At 73.7% G+C, this 16879-nt stretch carries 15 protein-coding genes; 6 read left to right on the top strand and 9 right to left on the bottom strand.

What is annotated here, in order from left to right; genetic code table 11:
• The first annotated feature begins 1 nt into the window (after nt 1).
• On the top strand, nt 2-1072 hold the full coding sequence (locus IF20_RS08805) for a glutathione S-transferase family protein (protein ID WP_052864416.1): 1071 nt from the start codon (nt 2-4) through the stop codon (nt 1070-1072).
• Between the two features lie 26 nt (nt 1073-1098).
• Here the strand turns inward: IF20_RS08805 and IF20_RS08800 are convergent, their stop codons facing one another.
• Together IF20_RS08800 and IF20_RS08795 are read right to left on the bottom strand one after the other, a co-directional pair.
• Nucleotides 1099-2751, bottom strand: coding sequence for an amidohydrolase (locus IF20_RS08800; RefSeq protein WP_052864415.1), 1653 nt, complete (start codon nt 2749-2751; stop codon nt 1099-1101).
• A 68-nt stretch (nt 2752-2819) separates the two neighbouring features.
• Entirely contained in the window at nt 2820-4313 is a 1494-nt protein-coding gene (locus IF20_RS08795; RefSeq protein WP_052864539.1) for an APC family permease, read from the bottom strand.
• A 216-nt stretch (nt 4314-4529) separates the two neighbouring features.
• On the opposite strand from IF20_RS08795, the gene IF20_RS08790 reads away from it, so the two are divergent.
• A complete protein-coding gene (locus IF20_RS08790) occupies nt 4530-5282 on the top strand; it encodes a TetR/AcrR family transcriptional regulator (RefSeq protein ID WP_234426577.1) in 753 nt (250 codons plus the stop codon).
• A gap of 70 nt (nt 5283-5352) precedes the next feature.
• On the opposite strand, the gene IF20_RS08785 is transcribed toward IF20_RS08790, so the two are convergent.
• The 7 genes from IF20_RS08785 to IF20_RS08755 all read right to left on the bottom strand — a co-directional run bounded on the left by IF20_RS08785 (nt 5353) and on the right by IF20_RS08755 (nt 13029).
• Complete coding sequence (locus IF20_RS08785) at nt 5353-6297, bottom strand: alpha/beta hydrolase (protein WP_052864414.1); 945 nt, start codon at nt 6295-6297, stop codon at nt 5353-5355.
• Nucleotides 6298-6425: 128 nt separating this feature from the next.
• Nucleotides 6426-7070 carry a PadR family transcriptional regulator gene (locus IF20_RS08780; RefSeq protein ID WP_052864413.1) on the bottom strand — a complete coding sequence of 215 codons (645 nt, stop codon included), beginning with the start codon at nt 7068-7070 and terminating at the stop codon, nt 6426-6428.
• Between the two features lie 43 nt (nt 7071-7113).
• Nucleotides 7114-8775: a FadD3 family acyl-CoA ligase gene (locus tag IF20_RS08775; protein WP_052864536.1), complete on the bottom strand. Its 1662-nt coding sequence runs from the start codon at nt 8773-8775 to the stop codon at nt 7114-7116.
• Nucleotides 8776-8835: 60 nt separating this feature from the next.
• Nucleotides 8836-9999, bottom strand: a complete 1164-nt coding sequence (locus tag IF20_RS08770) for an acyl-CoA dehydrogenase family protein (RefSeq protein WP_324605560.1) — start codon at nt 9997-9999, stop codon at nt 8836-8838.
• The gene (locus IF20_RS08765) at nt 9996-11000 is read right to left on the bottom strand and encodes an acyl-CoA dehydrogenase family protein (RefSeq protein ID WP_052864412.1); all 1005 of its coding nucleotides are present in this window, start codon (nt 10998-11000) and stop codon (nt 9996-9998) included. Before IF20_RS08765 ends, IF20_RS08770 begins: the two co-directional genes overlap by 4 nt.
• On the bottom strand, nt 11000-12178 hold the full coding sequence (locus tag IF20_RS08760; protein WP_052864411.1) for an acyl-CoA dehydrogenase family protein: 1179 nt from the start codon (nt 12176-12178) through the stop codon (nt 11000-11002). Before IF20_RS08760 ends, IF20_RS08765 begins: the two co-directional genes overlap by 1 nt.
• The gene (locus IF20_RS08755) at nt 12178-13029 is read right to left on the bottom strand and encodes an enoyl-CoA hydratase (RefSeq protein ID WP_052864410.1); all 852 of its coding nucleotides are present in this window, start codon (nt 13027-13029) and stop codon (nt 12178-12180) included. Before IF20_RS08755 ends, IF20_RS08760 begins: the two co-directional genes overlap by 1 nt.
• A 46-nt stretch (nt 13030-13075) precedes the next feature.
• On the opposite strand from IF20_RS08755, the gene IF20_RS08750 reads away from it, so the two are divergent.
• The 4 genes from IF20_RS08750 to IF20_RS08735 are packed head-to-tail and all read left to right on the top strand — an operon-like array spanning nt 13076 to nt 16860.
• Nucleotides 13076-14245: an acyl-CoA dehydrogenase family protein gene (locus IF20_RS08750; protein WP_052864409.1), complete on the top strand. Its 1170-nt coding sequence runs from the start codon at nt 13076-13078 to the stop codon at nt 14243-14245.
• Complete coding sequence (locus IF20_RS08745; protein ID WP_052864408.1) at nt 14242-15027, top strand: SDR family oxidoreductase; 786 nt, start codon at nt 14242-14244, stop codon at nt 15025-15027. Before IF20_RS08750 ends, IF20_RS08745 begins: the two co-directional genes overlap by 4 nt.
• Nucleotides 15028-15048: 21 nt before the next feature.
• The gene (locus IF20_RS08740) at nt 15049-15663 is read left to right on the top strand and encodes a TetR/AcrR family transcriptional regulator (protein ID WP_052864407.1); all 615 of its coding nucleotides are present in this window, start codon (nt 15049-15051) and stop codon (nt 15661-15663) included.
• 39 nt (nt 15664-15702) lie between these two features.
• Nucleotides 15703-16860 (top strand): acetyl-CoA C-acetyltransferase, encoded by a 1158-nt coding sequence (locus IF20_RS08735; protein WP_052864406.1) that lies wholly within the window; start codon nt 15703-15705, stop codon nt 16858-16860.
• The last annotated feature ends 19 nt before the right edge of the window (nt 16861-16879 follow it).

Here is a 16879-nt window from a genome sequence, read left to right as displayed (position 1 = left end):
GATGACCGCGCACCGTTCCGCCGACGCCAGCACACACCAGGACGACGCAGCACCAGGGAGCGCATCCGACGGCAACACCGAGTACGGCAGGAAGTCCTTCAAGCGGTCGCGGAGCCACTTCGCCGACCGCATCACCGCCGACGGCCGGGACGGCTGGCCCGTCGAGGCCGGCCGCTACCGCCTGGTCGTCAGCCGCGCCTGTCCCTGGGCCAGCCGTGCCCTGGTCTCCCGGCGGCTGCTCGGCCTGGAGGACGCGCTGTCGCTGGCCGTCACCGACCCGATCCAGGACGACCGCAGCTGGCGCTTCACCCTGGACCCGGACGGCCGCGACCCCGTACTGGGCATCCGCTACCTCAGCGAGGCGTACGACGCGCGCGAGACCGGCTACCCCGGCGGCGTCAGCGTGCCCGCCGTCGTGGACGTACCGAGCGGCAAGCTCGTCACCAACGACTTCCAGCAGATCACCCTGGACCTCGCGACCGAGTGGACGGCGCTGCACCGGCCCGGCGCGCCCGACCTCTACCCGGAGCCGCTGCGCGGCGAGATCGACGAGGTCATGGACGGCGTCTACCGGGACGTCAACAACGGCGTGTACCGGGCCGGGTTCGCGACCGGGCAGAAGGAGTACGAGGAGGCGTACGAGGACGTCTTCCGGCGGCTGGAGGTGCTCTCGGGGCGGCTCTCCGACCGCCGGTACCTGGTCGGCGACACGATCACCGAGGCGGACATCCGGCTGTTCACCACGCTGGTGCGGTTCGACGCCGTCTACCACGGCCACTTCAAGTGCAACCGCTACAAGCTGGCCGAGGACCCGGTGCTCTGGGCCTACATGCGCGACCTGTACCAGACGCCGGGCTTCGGCGACACCGTCGACTTCGACCACATCAAGCGGCACTACTACCAGGTGCACACGGGGATCAACCCGACCCAGGTGGTGCCCCGCGGACCCGACCTCGCCGGCTGGCTCACCCCGCACCACCGCGAGCAGCTGGGCGGCCGGCCGTTCGGCGACGGCACCCCGCCGGGCCCCGTGCCGCCCGGCGAGGAGGTGCCGCCCGCCGGACGGCCCTGAAGCACACCCCTTCGGAGAAGTGGTCCTCAGGCGTCCTCGGCGGCGTGCACGCGGACGCCGCCGACGTACGTCTGCAGGACCCGGGTCGCCGCGATGTCCGCCGGGTCCTCGAAGGGGTCGCGGTCGAGGACGGCGAGGTCGGCGAGGTTGCCGGCGCGGATCGTGCCGGTGTCGTCGAGGTGGTTCACGTAGGCGCTGCCGGCGGTGTAGGCCGCGAGCGCGGCGCCGAGGTCGAGGCGCTGCTCGGGGAGGAACGCCGGGGCGTCGGGGGCCGCCCCCGGCTGGCGGCGGTGGACGGCGGTGTGCAGCGCGGCCATCGGGTCGGGGCTGCTGACCGGCCAGTCGCTGCCGGCGGCGAGCGTCGCGCCGGCGCGCAGCAGGTCGCCGAAGGGGTACTGCAGGGCGGCCCGCTCGGTACCCAGGAACGGGATGGTCAGGTCGTCCATCTGCGGCTCGTGCGCTGCCCACAGCGCCTGGACGTTGGCGGTGGCGCCGAGCCGGCGGAAGCGGGGCACGTCGTCGGGATGGACGATCTGCAGGTGCGCGAGGTGCGGGCGGTTGTCCGTCCAGCCGTTGGCCGCGCGTGCCGCCGCGACGGCGTCGAGGGACTCGCGGACGGCGCGGTCGCCGAGGGCGTGGAAGTGGACCTGGAAGCCGTGCGCGTCCAGGTCGGTGACGTAGCGGCGCAGCGTTTCGGGCTCGATGAAGGAGATGCCGCTGTTGTCGGAGGCGCAGCCGCAGGCCGTGAGGTAGGGGTGCAGGAGGGCCGCCGTGTGGTTCTCGGCGATGCCGTCCTGCATGATCTTCACGGTCGTGGCGCGCAGCCGGCCTCCGGTCAACTCCTGGCGCCGGGCGAGGAGTTCGGGTATCTGCTCGGTGCCGCGGGCCCGGTCCCACCACAGGGAGCCGATGACCCGGGCGGTCAGCCGGCCCGCGCGGACGGCGGCCGCGTAGGCGGGGGCCGGGTCGGCCATCCCGGCGTGGTTGCCGAGCAGGGCGTCCTGCCAGGCCGTGACCCCGTACGAGTGGAGCAGGGCCTGCGCCCGCAGCAGCCCTTCGGTGAGCGTCTCCGGGGTCGGCTCCGGCACGACGGCGGCGACCAGGGTCATGGCGCCCTCCTGGAGCATCCCGGTGGGGTGCCCGTCGCCCTCCCGTTCCAGGCGCCCGTCCGCCGGGTCGGGCGTCCGCGCGTCGAGCCCGGCGCGCGCCAGCGCCCGGGTGTTGGCCCAGCCGCCGTGGTGGTCGCGGTTGACCAGGTACACCGGGCGGTCGGGCACCAGCGCGTCGAGGAACTGCCGGGTGGGCGTGCCGCCGGGGAAGGCCTCCATGGACCAGCCGCCGCCGGTGATCCACTCGGCGTCCGGGTGCGCGTCGGCGTACGCGCGGATGCGGCGCCGGTAGTCCTCCGCGGTGACCGCGCCGCTCAGGTCGCACTGCCCGAGCTCGACGCCGCCGCCCACCGGGTGGACGTGCGCGTCCTGGAAGCCGGGTACGAGCAGCCGGCCGTGCAGGTCCACGACCTCGGTGCGCGGGCCGATGAGGGCGCGCACCTCGTCGTGGCCGACGGCGACGATGCGGTCGCCGCGCACGGCGACGGTGGTGGCGCGGCTGCGCGCCGGGTCGACGGTGTGCACGGGGCCGCCGGTGAACACGAGGTCGGCGGGGTGCGAAGGGGGCATGACCGGACTCCTGGTTCGGGGGCGCATGAGACGTGCGAAGGTGAGGGCGGCTGGGTCGGTGGGCGGGGTCAGCGGGCGGGTTCGGTCGGTGCCGCGACGGGGCCGGCGCCGTGGTCCCCCGGCAGGTCGATCGCCTCCGCGTCCGTGCCGCGGCCGGTGACGAAGTACGGCGAGCGCCGCCCCCACTTGGCCCGCGCCGCGACCGCCAGCCCGGAGGCGATGATCAGGCCGGGCACGAGGAGCATGAACCAGCCGTTGTCCGGCCGGGCTTCGAAGCGGTCGCTCATGGTCGCGTAGTGGTGGGCGAGGTAGCCGCCCAGCCCGAAGAGGAGCAGTCCGCTGGTGGCGGGGATCACCACGCCGGTCAGCGCGGCGCGCGGCCCGGCCCGCAGGTCGGCGCGGAAGCGCAGCGCGCAGGCCAGTGCGGTCAGGCCGTAGTAGAGGGAGACGACCAGCCCGATCGAGTTGACCGCGGCGAGGATCATTTCGTTCAGCTGGGGGATGCCGAGGGCCAGTACGGCGACGGCCGCGGCGATGGCCATGATGAGGACCGTACCCACGGCGGGCGTGCCGAAGCGGGGGCTGACCTTCGTCCAGACGGGGCCGAGGGTGCGGTCGCGGCCCATGGCGAGCAGGCCGCGCGCGGTGGGGATGACGCTGGACTGCAGGGACGCGAAGGCGGAGCACATCAGGGCGGCCAGTGGCAGGGACGCCCAGGGCTCGGGGGCGAGGTGCGTGCCGAGGAAGGTGAGCGCCTGCGGGCCGTTGCGCACCAGTTCGCCGTTGCCCAGCACGCGCTGGAAGGAGACGGCGGCGAAGACGAACAGCGCCAGCATGACGGCGAGGGCGAGGAGCCCGCCGCGCGCCGCGTCCCCCGCGGCCTTCGTCTCCTCGTTGACGGTGAACGCCGCGTCCCAGCCCCAGTAGAGGAAGACGGCGAGGACCATGCCCTGGGCGAGCGACGTCGCCGAGCCGATCTCGAACGGGTTCAGCCAGGAGAAGGAGAAGGGCTGGTCGCCGGCGGCCAGCCCCCAGGCGCAGAAGACGAGCAGCACGGCGTACTCGAAGACCAGCAGCCAGAGTTGCAGGCGGGTGGCGGAGCGGACGCCGGTGACCGCCGTGAGCGTCACGACGACGAGTGCGACGAGGCCGATGACGGTGCTGGTGGCCGTGGAATTCGGGTCCAGTGCGACCCCGAACACCGTATGCGCGCCCAGCTTGTTGAGGAACTGCAGGAGCACCGAGCCGGTGATGGCTCCGGTGTACGCCATGAAGATGACGTTGCCGACCGTGACGACCCAGCCGGTGAGGAAGCCCGGCCAGGGGCCGATGGAGCGGCCGACCCAGGTGTAGCCGTTGCCGCAGTTGGGCTCGGAGCGGTTGAGGCGGGCGTAGGAGAGGGCGATGCCGAGGATCGGCAGGAACGCCAGGATCAGCAGGGCGGGCGTCTGCCGGCCCGCGTACCCGGCGAGGGTGCCCATTCCGATGCCGATGCTGGTGGTCGCGGCGGTGCTGGAGGCGGCGATGGCCACGCCGTCCTTGACGCCGAGCGAGCGGCGCATGCGGGTGCCCGGCGGAGCGGGCGGCACTGCTGGGGGCACGGGGACACGCTCCTTGGGCGGGAGGGAGGGGCGTCCGGTGACCGGGACCCGGCGCGGCGGAGCACCGCGTGCGCCGATGAAACAGTTGGCGCCAACAGTATGTCAATGGCGTTGACGTAAGTCGCCCGTGCGCGGTCCGAAGGAGGCCGCGGAAGGACCGCGGGGAGGTGATTGACTGTGGGCCCGACCCCCGGGCAGGCGCCCGGCTCCGACGACGAAGGGCCGACCGTGGCACCACCCGACCGCGTCACCGCCGAACGCCGCCGCCGGCGCCCCACCAAGAGCGGCGTGGTCCTGTCGGCGGAGATGATCCTCGACAAGGCGCTCGAACTCCTCGACGAGCACGGCGCGGAAGCCCTCACCATCCGCCGCCTCGGCGCCGCACTCGGCGCCGACCCCAGCGCCGTCTACCGCTACTACCGCGGCGCCGACGACCTGCTGCTGGCCCTGGGGGACCGGCTCATCGGTGAGGCCCTCGACGCCTTCCGGCCCGACGACCACGAGGACTGGGCCGAGGCGCTACGGGAGTTCGGCCGCTGCGCCTACCGCGCGGCGCTGCGCCACCCGCGCGTCGCCGTCCTCAGCACCCACCGCGTCACCCGCCGCCCCCACGAACAGCGCGCGGTGGAGACGGGCATCGGCCTGCTGCGCCGGGCCGGCTTCGACGACGCCACCGCCGTACGCCACTACCACGCCTTCATCGACACCGTCCTGGGCCACGCGGCGCTGGACGCGGCGGTGCTGCGCCTCCCGGCCGGCCAACGGGCCGGCGACGCGCAGGCCTGGAGCGAGGCGTACGCCGAACTGCCCGCCGAGGACTTCCCGCACCTGCACGCGGTACGCGCCCACCTCCCCACGATGGCCGGCCCCGCCGTCGAGCACGTCATGGACCTGCTCCTGGCCGCACTGCGGGCGCAGGTACCGGGCTGACGCTCCGGCGGCCGGGCGGTCAGCGGTGCGGTGCGGTCAGGGATGCAGCGCGGTCAGTGGTGCGGTGCGGTCAGCGGTGCAGTGCTGCACGCAGCGCCGAGTACGCCGCGTCGTTCGCCTCGGCCGCGGCGCGGAGTTGGCCCGCCATGCCGAAGAACCCGTGGAAGACCCCGTCGTAGCGCCGGACGTCCACCGGGACGCCGGACTCCCGCAGGCGTAGCGCGTAGGTCTCGCCCTCGTCGCGCAGCGGGTCGTACTCGGCGGTGAGCACGTGGGCCGGCGGCAGGCCGGAGAGGTCGGGCGCGGCGAGCGGCGAGGCGTAGGGGTGGGCGCCGGACCGGTCGCCCAGGTACTGCTCCCAGTACCAGCGCAGGTGATCGGCGGTGACGAAGTAGCCGCGCGCGTTGTCCCGGTAGGACGGGGTGTTCCGGGCGGGGTCGAGCATCGGGTAGATCAGCAGTTGGAAGACGGGCATCGGGCCGCCGCGGTCCCGGGCCATCAGCGGGAGCACCGCGGCGAGGTTGCCGCCCGCGCTGTCGCCGGCCACGGCCAGGCGCGCGGGATCGCCGCCCAGGCCGGCGGCGTGCGCGGCGGTCCAGCACAGCACCGCGTAGGCGTCCTCGGCCGCCGCGGGGAACCGGTGCTCCGGCGCCCGCCGGTAGTCCACGGAGACGACGAGAGCACCCGTCGCGTTGGCCATCTCCCGGCACATCCCGTCGTGCGAGTCCAGGTCGCAGATCACGAAGCCGCCGCCGTGGCAGAACACCACCACCGGCAGGGGCGCGCCGCCCGACGTCCGCGGCCGGTACAGCCGCACCGGGACCTCGGGGGCGCCGGCCGGGCCGGGCAGCCGCCGGTCCTCGACGCGAGCGACCGGGGTGGGCGGTGCCGAACGGGCCGGCTGGGCCGCGAGGATGCGGCGTGCTTCCGTCGCGTCGAACACCTCGGTGCCCAGGCGCGGGAAGTGGGCCTCGGACAGGTCGATGATTGCCTTGGCCACGGGATCCAACGGCACGTGCGCCCTCACCTCGTCGTCGCGGTCGAGCCGGAAGCAGTGTTTCGATGAGAAGTACGCCTGATCGAAATGTCAATGCTTCCGGAGCGAGCCGCGCCGTACCGTGGCCAGCGCCCCTTCGGCAGGCGTCAGTCGGCTTTCTTCCCGCGCCTGCGCGGCCCGGACGCGGAAGCGGGCTCCTCGGCCGCGCGTACCGTCGCCGCCACCTCGTCGAGGTCGCGCAGCGCCGACTCGGCGAACTCCCGCTCCGCTTCGTAGTACTTCTCCGACCACCGCAGGACCAGCTCGGTGTACGCCCAGGACGGCTCCTTGGCCGAGCCCTCGGCCGTGGCGCGGGCCCGGTGCGTCATCTTCTCGGCGTACGCACGGTGCTGTTCGAGGATGTCCCGCAGCTGCTCGGGCTCCGTCATGTGGCCGAGCCACAGCCGCAGCATCACGCCGTGCTTGAGGACGGGCGGCTCCACCGGAGCCTCGCTCACCCACCGGGCGGCGGCCTCCTTGCCGCTCGGGGTGATGCTGTACATGCGCTTGCCACGCACGCCGTCGTCCTGGGAGACCGTCCGCGACGTGACGTAACCGTGCTTCTCCAGGCGCTTGAGCTCGCCGTAGACCTGGCTGGCCGACGGGCTCCAGTAGAAGAAGTGCAGGCTCGCGTCGGCCCACTTCTTCAGGTCGTAGCCGGACAGCTCTTCCCCGAAGGAGAGCAGCCCCAGCACCGCCCAGCTGGTGGGCGGCAGTCCGGCGGGGTCGAAGGGTGTGGTGGACTCGGTCACGGGCGCGAGTATAGGACCGATGCCGCAGGTGAGCGGCGGTGCGTCAGCCGGAACCGGGCTCGTCCCGCGGCCCGTCCCGGGCCGCCCGGCGCAGTTCGGTCTTCAGGACCTTGCCGCTCGCGTTGCGCGGCAGCCCGGGTACGAGGTGGAAGCGGCGCGGCACCTTGAAGTTGGCCAGCCGCTCGCGGGCCCAGGCCGTGAGCGCCTCCGGGGTGGGCGGCGGCAGTGCGGGATCGGGGACGACGAAGGCGACGCCGACCTCGCCCAGCCGCTCGTCCGGCGCCCCGACGACGGCCACCTCGGCGATCCCCGGATGAGCGCCGAGGGCCTGTTCCACCTCCGCCGGGTAGACGTTGAAGCCCCCGACGACGTACATGTCCTTCAGCCGGTCGGTGAGGGTCAGGTAGCCGCGTGCGTCCAGCACGCCGACGTCGCCGGTGTGCAGCCAGCCGTCGGCGTCGACGGCACGGGCGGTGGCCTCGGGGGCGTCGAGGTAGCCGGCCATGACATGGAAGCCGCGGGTGACCACCTCGCCGGGCTCGCCGGCCGGCAGGACACGCCCGTCGGGACCGACGATCCGCAGCTCGGTGCCGGGCAGCGCGACGCCCACGGTCCGCGCGACCGTCGCGGCGTCGGCGTCCAAGGGGCAGATCGACACCACCCCGGTCGACTCGCTGAGTCCGTACGCGGTGAACACGTCCGTCGCCCCCAACTCGCGGCGGATCTCCTCGATCAGCGTGGTGGGGATCATGGCCGCGCCGGTACCGGCGAGGCGGAGCGCCGACAGGTCGTACCGGCCGCGCTCCGGGTGCCGTACGAGGCCGTGGAAGACGGTCGGCGGGCCGAGCAGCACGCTCACCCGCTCCGCCGCCATCCGGTCCAGGACGCGCCCGGTGTCGAAGACCGGCTCGGGCAGCATCGTCACGCCCCGCAACAGGCAGGCGAGGACGCCCGCCTTGTACCCCATGGTGTGGAAGAAGGGGTTGACCAGCAGATAGCGGTCGCCGGGGCGCAGGGTCACGGTGCGGGACCAGCTCTCGTAGACCCCGAGGGTCTGCCCGTGCGTGGTCATCACGCCCTTGGGCCGGCCCGTCGTGCCGGAGGTGTAGAGGATGTCGGAGAGGTCCTCCGGGCGTACGGCGGCGGCGCGCGCCGCCCGTTCGGCGTCCGGTACGGCGGCGCCCGCCGCGAGGTAGGCGTCCCAGGCCACCGCCCCGTAGGCCGGAGCGGTGGCCCCGGCCCCCTCGCGCAGCACGACGGTGTGCCGCAGCCCGCGGAGGTCCGCACCGGAGCCGTGCAGCATCGCCACGTAGTCCGTACCGAGGAAGCCCCGCTCGGTGAAGAGCAGCCGGGCACCGCTGCGCCGGATGATGTCGGCGGCCTCGGCCGCCTTGTAACGGGTGTTCACCGGCACCAGCACGGCCCCGGCCGCGACCGCACCGAGCGCCGCCACGATCCACTGCCGGCTGTTCGGCGCCCAGACGGCCACCCGCTCGCCGGGCAGCACACCGTGGGCGACCGCGGCCCGCGCAGCCGCGTGCACCTCGTCCCGCAGCCGCGTGAAGCTCCACCGCACCTCGCCGTCGGCCAGCGCCTCGGCCGCGCCGAACGCGTCCGCCGCACAGTCCACCAGCCGCGCGACAGTGCCGGCCGGCCTCGGGTCCGGCCGCTGCCCTCGGGGGTTGTCCGTCTCGACCTCGACCACGCTCACGCCCTCCCGTTCCGCCGCCGCTTACCGCGGCGTCCGCCGCCGTCGTGCGGGCCATCACACACCGCCCCGCCGGCGCCGGCCACCGCCGAGTCCCGCCCAGTGGGAGAAGCCGGCCGATCCGGTGGAAGAAGCCGGCCGGCCGCTTCCCAGCCCCAGTTCGGCGGCCAGGCGGGCCCGGTGCTGCTCCGGCGGGCCGAAGAGCTGCGCGCTGCCGTGCGCGCGCTTGAAGTAGCGGTGTGCCGTGTGCTCCCAGGTGATGCCGATGCCGCCGTGCAGCTGGATCATCTCGCCCGCCACCGCCGAGAACGCCTCGGAGCAGACCGCCTTGGCGACGGCCGCCGCCCAGGACAGCCCCTCCGTATCGGCCGCCGCCGCGCACGCCGCGCCCAGCGCGGCCGACCGGGCCGACTCCACCAGGACGTACGCGTCGGCCAGCCGGTGCTTGACCGCCTGGAACGAACCGATGGGGCGGCCGAACTGCACGCGGTCCCTGGCGTGCGCGACGGTCAGCTCCAGACAGCGTTCGGCCGCGCCCACCTGCTCGGCGGCCAGCGCCGTACAGGCCACGTCCCGCACGTGCGACAGGACCCGCTCGCCGTCGCCCTCGGCGCCGATCAGCCGCCCCTGTGCCCCGTCGCACACCACCGTTGCGAGCGGCCGTGTCTGATCCATCGTCACGGAGGGCACGCGCCGCACGCCCGCGTCGTCCACCGCCACCTGGAACAGCGACACCCCGGCAACGGTACGGGCCGCCACCAGCAGCACATCGGCCGCCGCCCCGTCCAGCACGTACTCTTTGACGCCGGTGAGCTGCCACGTTCCGCCGGAGCCCGGCACTGCCTCCGCGCTGACCGCCGCCGGGTCCCACGCGCCCCGCTCGGCCCAGGCCAGCGCCCCGACGGTCCGCCCCTCGGCCAGCCCCGGCAGCAGTTCCTTGCAGGCCGACCGGTCGCCGGAGGCCAGCAGCGCCTCCACCGTCAGCACAGCGGACCCGAGGAGCGGCACGGGACTCAGCGCCCGCCCCAACTCCGCCATCACCACGTGCACTTCGCATGCGCCGTACCCCGCGCCGCCGTACTCCTCGGGGACGGCGAGCCCCGCGACACCGATCTGCTCCGTCAGCGGCCGCCAGGCCGCAGCGCCCTCGTGGTGCGTGAGCAACGCCCGTACCGCGGCCCGCAGTTCCTCCTGCTCCTCCGTCAGCGACAGTTCGCTCATGCGCCGGCCCCTTCCAGCACGCGGGCGCGGCAGGCGGCCGGCGTGCCCCAGGCCGACCGCAACGCGCGTGCCTTGCGGATCCAGAGGGACAGGTCCAGCTCGTCGGTGTAGCCGAGGGCGCCGTGCAGCTGGAGTGCGGTGCGGGCCGCCGCGTACGCCGCCTCGCCTGCCGCGGCCTTCGCCGCCGGCACCTCGGCGGGATCGTCGGCCGCCAGCCCCAGTGCCGCCGCGTACAGCAGCGGCTCGGCGAACTCCACGCCGATGAGGGTGTCCGCCAGCCGGTGCTTCACCGCCTGGAACGACCCGACGGGCACCCCGAACTGAGTCCGCTGCCGGACGTACTCGACCGTGCGCGCCAGCAGCGTGCGGGCCAGGCCCAGCGCCTGCGCCGCGGTGGCCAGCGCAGCGACGTCGGCGGCGTACGCGGCGGCGGCCCGCACCTCAGGGCCCCGCGCCAGCACGTCTCCGCCGACCGGCCTGGCCAGCCTCCGTGCCGGGTCGGCGGACGGCTGCACGGGCCCGGCCGAGGCGGTCTGCCGTACGCAGTCGTCCCGCACGGCGAGGACCAGGTCGGCGGCGTCGGCGTCCAGTGCGTACGGGCTTCCTTCGATGCCGGGGGCGGGGGAGAGCAGGCAGAACGAGGCGACGGTCCGGCCGGTGGCGATGCCGGGCAGCAGCGCGGCCGCGGCCGCGTCGTCCCCCAGCCGGTCCAGGAAGGCCGCCGCCGCGACCGTCTCCACGACCGGCCCCGGCACCGCATGCCGCCCCAACTCGCGGAATGCAACGGCCAGTTCGACCGGCAGCGGGCCCACGCCTTCGTACTTCTCCGGCACGGCCAGGGCGAAGACACCGGCGTCGGCGAGCCGGGACCACAGCGCGCGGCCGGGCCCGGTGTCCCCGGCCGACCAGGCCCGGACCACAGCGGGCGTGCCGGCCGCCGCGAGCAGCGCGTCCAGGGAGCGGGCGAACTCCCGTTGTTCGGCATCGAGCAGGAACCGCATCACCGGCGTCCTTTCGGCAGACCGAGCAGCCGCTCGGCGATGATGTCGCGCTGGATCTCGTTGGTGCCCGCGTAGACCGGTCCGGCGAGGGCGAAGGTGTAGCCCTCGGCCCAGCCGCCGTGCGCGGGCGCGTCCCCGGCCGTGTCCGCCAGCTCGCCTTCCGGCCCCAGCAGGTCGAGCGCCGTCTCGTGCAGCGCGATGTCGTACTCGGACCAGAAGACCTTGTTCAGGCTGGACTCGGCCCCCAGCTCCCCGCCCTCCGCGATGCGGGACGCGTTTCGGTACGTGAAGAGCTGGTACGCGCGGGCGCCGATCACCGCGTCGGCCACCCGGTCGCGGAGCGCGGTGTCGGTGGGGTCGGCCCGCTCGCGCCACAGCGCCACCAGCCGGTCGGCCGCGGCGAGGAAGCGTCCCGGGCTGCGCAGCGTCAGCCCGCGCTCGTTGCCCGCCGTGCTCATCGCCACCCGCCAGCCCTGCCCGGGCTCCCCGATGACGTCGGCGTCCGGGACGAACACCTCGTCCAGGAAGAGTTCGGCGAAGGCGGGCTTGCCGTCGAGCCGGCCGATGGGGCGCACGGTCACCCCGGGCGCGTCCAGCGGGAACATCACATACGTCAGTCCCCGGTGCGGCTTGCCCTCGGCGGCGCCGGCGGGATCGCTGCGGAAGAGGCCGAAGGCCCGGTCGGCGAAGGCGGCCCGGGAGGACCAGGTCTTCTGCCCGCTGAGCAGCCATCCCCCGTCGGTGCGTACCGCCGTGGAGCGCAGGGAGGCCAGGTCCGACCCGGCCTCCGGCTCGGACCACGCCTGGGCCCAGATGGTCGCGCCGCTCGCCATGGCGGGCAGGACGCGGGCCAGCTGTTCCGGGGTGCCGTGTTCGAAGAGCGTCGGGGCCAGCAGGTTGATGCCGTTCTGGGTGACCCGGCCGGGCGCCCCGGCGGCGTAGTACTCCTCCTCGAAGAGCAGCCAGCGCAGCAGGGACTCGCCCCGGCCGCCGTACTCCTCGGGCCAGGAGACCACCGACCAGCGGGCGTCGGCGAGTACGCGCTCCCATTCCCGGTGGGCCGCGAAGCCCTCCGCCGTCTCCAGGGAGGGCAGCGGAACGCGGGGCACGTGCGCGGCGAGCCAGGCGCGGGCCTCGGCCCGGAACTCCTCGTCCGCGGGGGAGAGGTCCAGGTTCATCAGGAGGACGCCTCCTTCATGCCCCGGATGTCCATGCCGCCGAGGGAGTCCCGTGCGGTCTCGGCGTTGTGCGCGTGCGCGAGGTGGTGCAGGCCGAAGACGGAGTCGAGGCCGGTGTGCAGGCCCTGGAGGTCCTCGGCCTGGTTGACCGCACGCTTGGTGAGGGCGAGCCCCATGCGCGGCATCTCGGCGACTCGTTGGGCCAACTCCGTTGTCCGGTCAGCGAGTTCCTCGCGTGGCACGACCCGGTTGACCATGCCGATCTCGTACGCCCGCCGGGCGCTCATCCGGTCTCCGGTGTAGAGGAACTCCTTGGCGATGCGGGGCGGCATCACCCAGGGGTGGGCGAAGTACTCCACGCCCGGTATGCCCATACGGACCACGGGATCGGCGAAGAAGGCGTCCTCGGAGGCCACGATCAGGTCGCAGACCCAGGCGAGCATCAACCCGCCCGCCACGCAGGCGCCCTGCACGCTCGCGATGACCGGCTTGGGCAGTTCGCGCCAGCGGCGGCACATCCCGAGGTACACCTCGGACTCGCGCGCGAAGCGGCTCTCCGTGCCCGCCTTGTCGCTGTGGTCCCACCACAGGCCGGCCTTGCGGTCGAATGGCAGGTGCGCGTCGCGCTCGGGGGTGCCGATGTCGTGCCCTGCGGAGAAGTGCTCGCCGGCGCCCGCGAGGACGACGGCCTTCACCTCGTCGTCGTCGGCCGCGCGGTAGAAGGCGCGGTCCAGCGCGTAAGTCATCGCGGAATTCTGTGCGTTGCGGTAATCGGGCCGGTTCATGGTGACCGTCGCGACCGGTCCCTGCCGTGCGTAGCGCACGGGCGCGTCGTCGGGCTCAGCGGGCATCCGCCACTCCTTCCCTAACAAGTGTTTGGTAGGTTAACGTAGCGGCATGAGCAGCGTCGAGGAGTTCCGCAAGGAGGTCCGCTCCTGGCTACGGGCCCGGCTCAGCGGCGAGTTCGCGGACCTGCGCGGCCGCGGCGGCCCGGGGAGGGAACACGAGGCCTTCGCCGAACGCCTCGCCTGGGAACGGCGGATGGCGGCCGAGGGCTGGACCTGCGTCGGCTGGCCGGAGGAGTACGGAGGGCGCGGCGCGTCCCTCGCCCAGCAGATCGCCTTCCACGAGGAATACGCCCTCGCCGACGCGCCCGCGCGCGTCAACCACATCGGCGAGCAGCTGCTCGGCCCCACCCTCATCGCCTTCGGCACGCCGGCGCAGCGGGACCGCTTCCTCCCGAGGATCGTCGCCGTCGAGGAACTGTGGTGCCAGGGCTACAGCGAACCCGACGCCGGCTCGGACCTGGCGGGCGTCCGCACCAAGGCCGTGCGGGACGACGGCGGGGACTGGGTGATCACCGGGCAGAAGACCTGGACCTCGCTCGCGCACGAGTCCGACTGGTGCTTCGTCGTCGCCCGCACCGAACCCGGCTCGACCCGCCACCACGGACTGTCGTACCTGCTGGTCCCGCTCGACCAGCCGGGCGTGGAGATCCGACCCATCACCCAGCTCACCGGCACCTCCGAGTTCAACGAGGTGTTCTTCGACGAGGCGCGCACGGACGCGGCTCACATCGTCGGCGCACCCGGGGACGGCTGGCGCGTCGCCATGGCCACCCTCGGCTTCGAGCGGGGCGTCTCCACCCTCGGCCAGCAGGTCGGCTTCCGCCGCGAACTGACCGCCGTCACCGAACTGGCCAAGGCCAACGGCGCCGCCGCCGACCCGCTGATCCGCGACCGGATCGCCCGTGCCTGGACCGGCCTGGAGACGATCCGCTGCAACGCCCTGCGGATGCTCGACGGGGTCGCGGCAGGGGCGCCGGGTCCGGAGGCCTCCATCGGCAAGATCTTCTGGGCCACCTGGCACCGCGAGCTCGGCGAACTCGCCATGGCCGTCTGCGGCGCCGACGGCATGCTGGCCGCCGGGGAACCGTACGACCTCACCGACTGGCAGCGGCTGTTCCTCTTCTCCCGCGCCGACACGATCTACGCCGGGTCCAACGAGATCCAGCGCAACGTCATCGCCGAGCGCGTCCTCGGCCTGCCGAAGGAGGCACGCTCGTGACCCCGCCGCCCCCGTACGTCCCCGGGCACGCGCTGCTCGCCGGCCGGGCCGCCGTCGTCACCGCCGCGGCGGGCGCGGGCATCGGCGGCGCCACGGCCCGCCGCCTCCTGGAGGAGGGCGCCCGGGTCGTCCTCTCCGACGCGCACGCCCGCCGGCTCAAGGAGTCCGAGGCCGCCCTTGCGGCGGAGTTCGGCGCCGACCGGGTCGCCGCACTGCCCTGCGACGTCACCGACGAGGACCGGGTCGCAGCCCTCTTCGACCTCGCCGCGGAACGCCACGGCCGCCTCGACATCGTCGTCAACAACGCCGGGCTCGGCGGCACCGCCGACCTCGTCGACATGACCGACGCGCAGTGGGACCGGGTCCTGGACGTCACGCTCAACGGCACCTTCCGCTGCACCCGCGCCGCCCTGCGCCGCATGAAGGAAGCCGGACACGGCGGTGTCGTCGTGAACAACGCCTCGGTCGTCGGCTGGCGCGCCCAGCGCGGCCAGGCCCACTACGCCGCCGCCAAGGCCGGTGTGATGGCCCTGACCCGTTGCGCCGCGGTGGAGGCGGCCGAGTACGGTGTCCGGGTCAACGCCGTGTCCCCGAGCCTGGCCATGCACCCGCACCTGGCGAAGGTCACCACCCCGGAGCTGCTGGCGGAGCTGACCGAGCGGGAGGCGTTCGGGCGGTACGCGGAGCCCTGGGAGGTCGCCAACGTCATCGTCTTCCTGGCCAGCGACTACTCGTCCTACATGACCGGCGAGGTCGTGCCGGTCAGCAGTCAGCGCGCGTGAGGGGCGGGCGACAATGGTGCGGTGCCAACCGCCAAGAAGAAGTCGAACGTGAGCCCGTCACCCGAGCGCCGCCGCGAGCTGCTGGACACCGCTGCCGAGGTGTTCGCCGAGCAGGGCTACAACGCCACCACCGTACGCAAGATCGCGGACGCGGCCGGCATGCTGGCCGGCAGCCTCTACTACCACTTCGATTCCAAGGAATCGATGCTGGACGAGATCCTGGCCACCTTCCTGGACGAGCTGTGGGCCGGCTACGACACCGTGCTGGACGCCGGCCTCGGCCCCCGGGAAACCATCGAGGCCCTCGTCACCGAGTCCTTCCGGGAGATCGACCGGCACCGCGCAGCGGTCGCCATCTACCAGAAGGAGGCCCGGGCCCTGGCCGCGCAGCCGCGCTTCGCCTACCTCGCCGACTCACAGGTGAAGTTCGAGAAGGCGTGGCTGGGCACGCTGGAGCGCGGGGTGGCCGCCGGAGTCTTCCGCGCCGACCTCGACATCCGGCTGACCTACCGTTTCATCCGCGACACCGTCTGGGTCGCGGTGAGCTGGTACCGACCGGGCGGACAGCACAGCCCGGAGGAGATCGCCCGCCAGTACCTGTCCATGGTCCTGGACGGCGTCGCCGTACGCACGTAACCCCACGCGCCACTGTGAACCGACCGAGGAGCAGCAGCCATGGCCGAGGCCTACATCATCGACGCGATCCGCACGCCCGTCGGACGCCGGAAGGGCGGGCTCGCCGCCGTCCACCCGGCCGACCTCGGGGCCCACGTGCTCAAGGCCCTCGTGCGGCGCACCGGCATCGACCCGGCCGCCGTCGAGGACGTCGTCTTCGGCTGCCTCGACACCGTCGGGCCGCAGGCCGGTGACATCGCCCGAACGTGCTGGCTGGCCGCCGGGCTCCCCGAAGAGGTACCCGGCGTCACCGTCGACCGGCAGTGCGGCTCCTCCCAACAGGCCATCCATTTCGCCGCGCAGGGCGTGCTCTCCGGCACGCAGGACCTGGTCGTCGCGGGCGGCACCCAGAACATGTCGATGATCCCGATCGCCTTCGCCAGCCGGCAGGCCGCCGAACCGCTCGGGCTGACCGAGGGGCCGTACGCGGGCAGCGAGGGCTGGCGGGCCCGCTACGGCGACGCGCCGGTCAACCAGTTCCACGGCGCCGAGCTGATCGCCGAGAAGTGGGGCATCACGCGGGAGGCGATGGAGGAGTTCGCGCTCCGCTCCCACCGGCGGGCCCTGCACGCCATCGACGAAGGCCGCTTCGACCGTGAACTCGTCCCGTACGGGGACGTCACGACCGACGAGGGCCCGCGCCGGGACACCTCCCTGGAGAAGATGGCCGGGCTGAAGCCGGTGGTCGAGGGCGGGCGGCTCACCGCGGCGGTCTCCTCGCAGGTCTCCGACGGCGCGGCCGCGATGCTGCTCGCCTCCGAACGGGCCGTACGCGAACACGGCCTGACCCCGCGGGCCCGCGTCCACCACCTCTCCGTACGCGGCGAGGACCCCATCCGGATGCTCTCGGCGCCCATCCCGGCCACCGCGCACGCGCTGAAGAAAACCGGCCTGACCATGGACGACATCGACCTGGTCGAGATCAACGAGGCGTTCGCGCCGGTCGTGCTGGCCTGGCTGAAGGAGACCGGCGCCGACCCCGAGAAGGTCAACGTCAACGGCGGCGCCATCGCCCTCGGCCACCCCCTGGGCGCCACCGGCACCAAGCTCATGACCACTCTCCTCCACGAGCTGGAGCGCACCGGCGGCCGGTACGGCCTCCAAACGATGTGCGAGGGCGGCGGCCAGGCCAACGTGACGGTCATCGAACGGCTGTGACCCCGCCGGTCCGTAAGGC

Origin of the sequence: Streptomyces niger (assembly GCF_000718305.1) — a bacterium.
In the GTDB taxonomy this organism is placed as follows: Bacteria; Actinomycetota; Actinomycetes; order Streptomycetales; family Streptomycetaceae; genus Streptomyces; species Streptomyces niger.
Note: the sequence above shows the minus strand (reverse complement) of the source record. Positions and strands in the feature narration are given on the sequence as shown.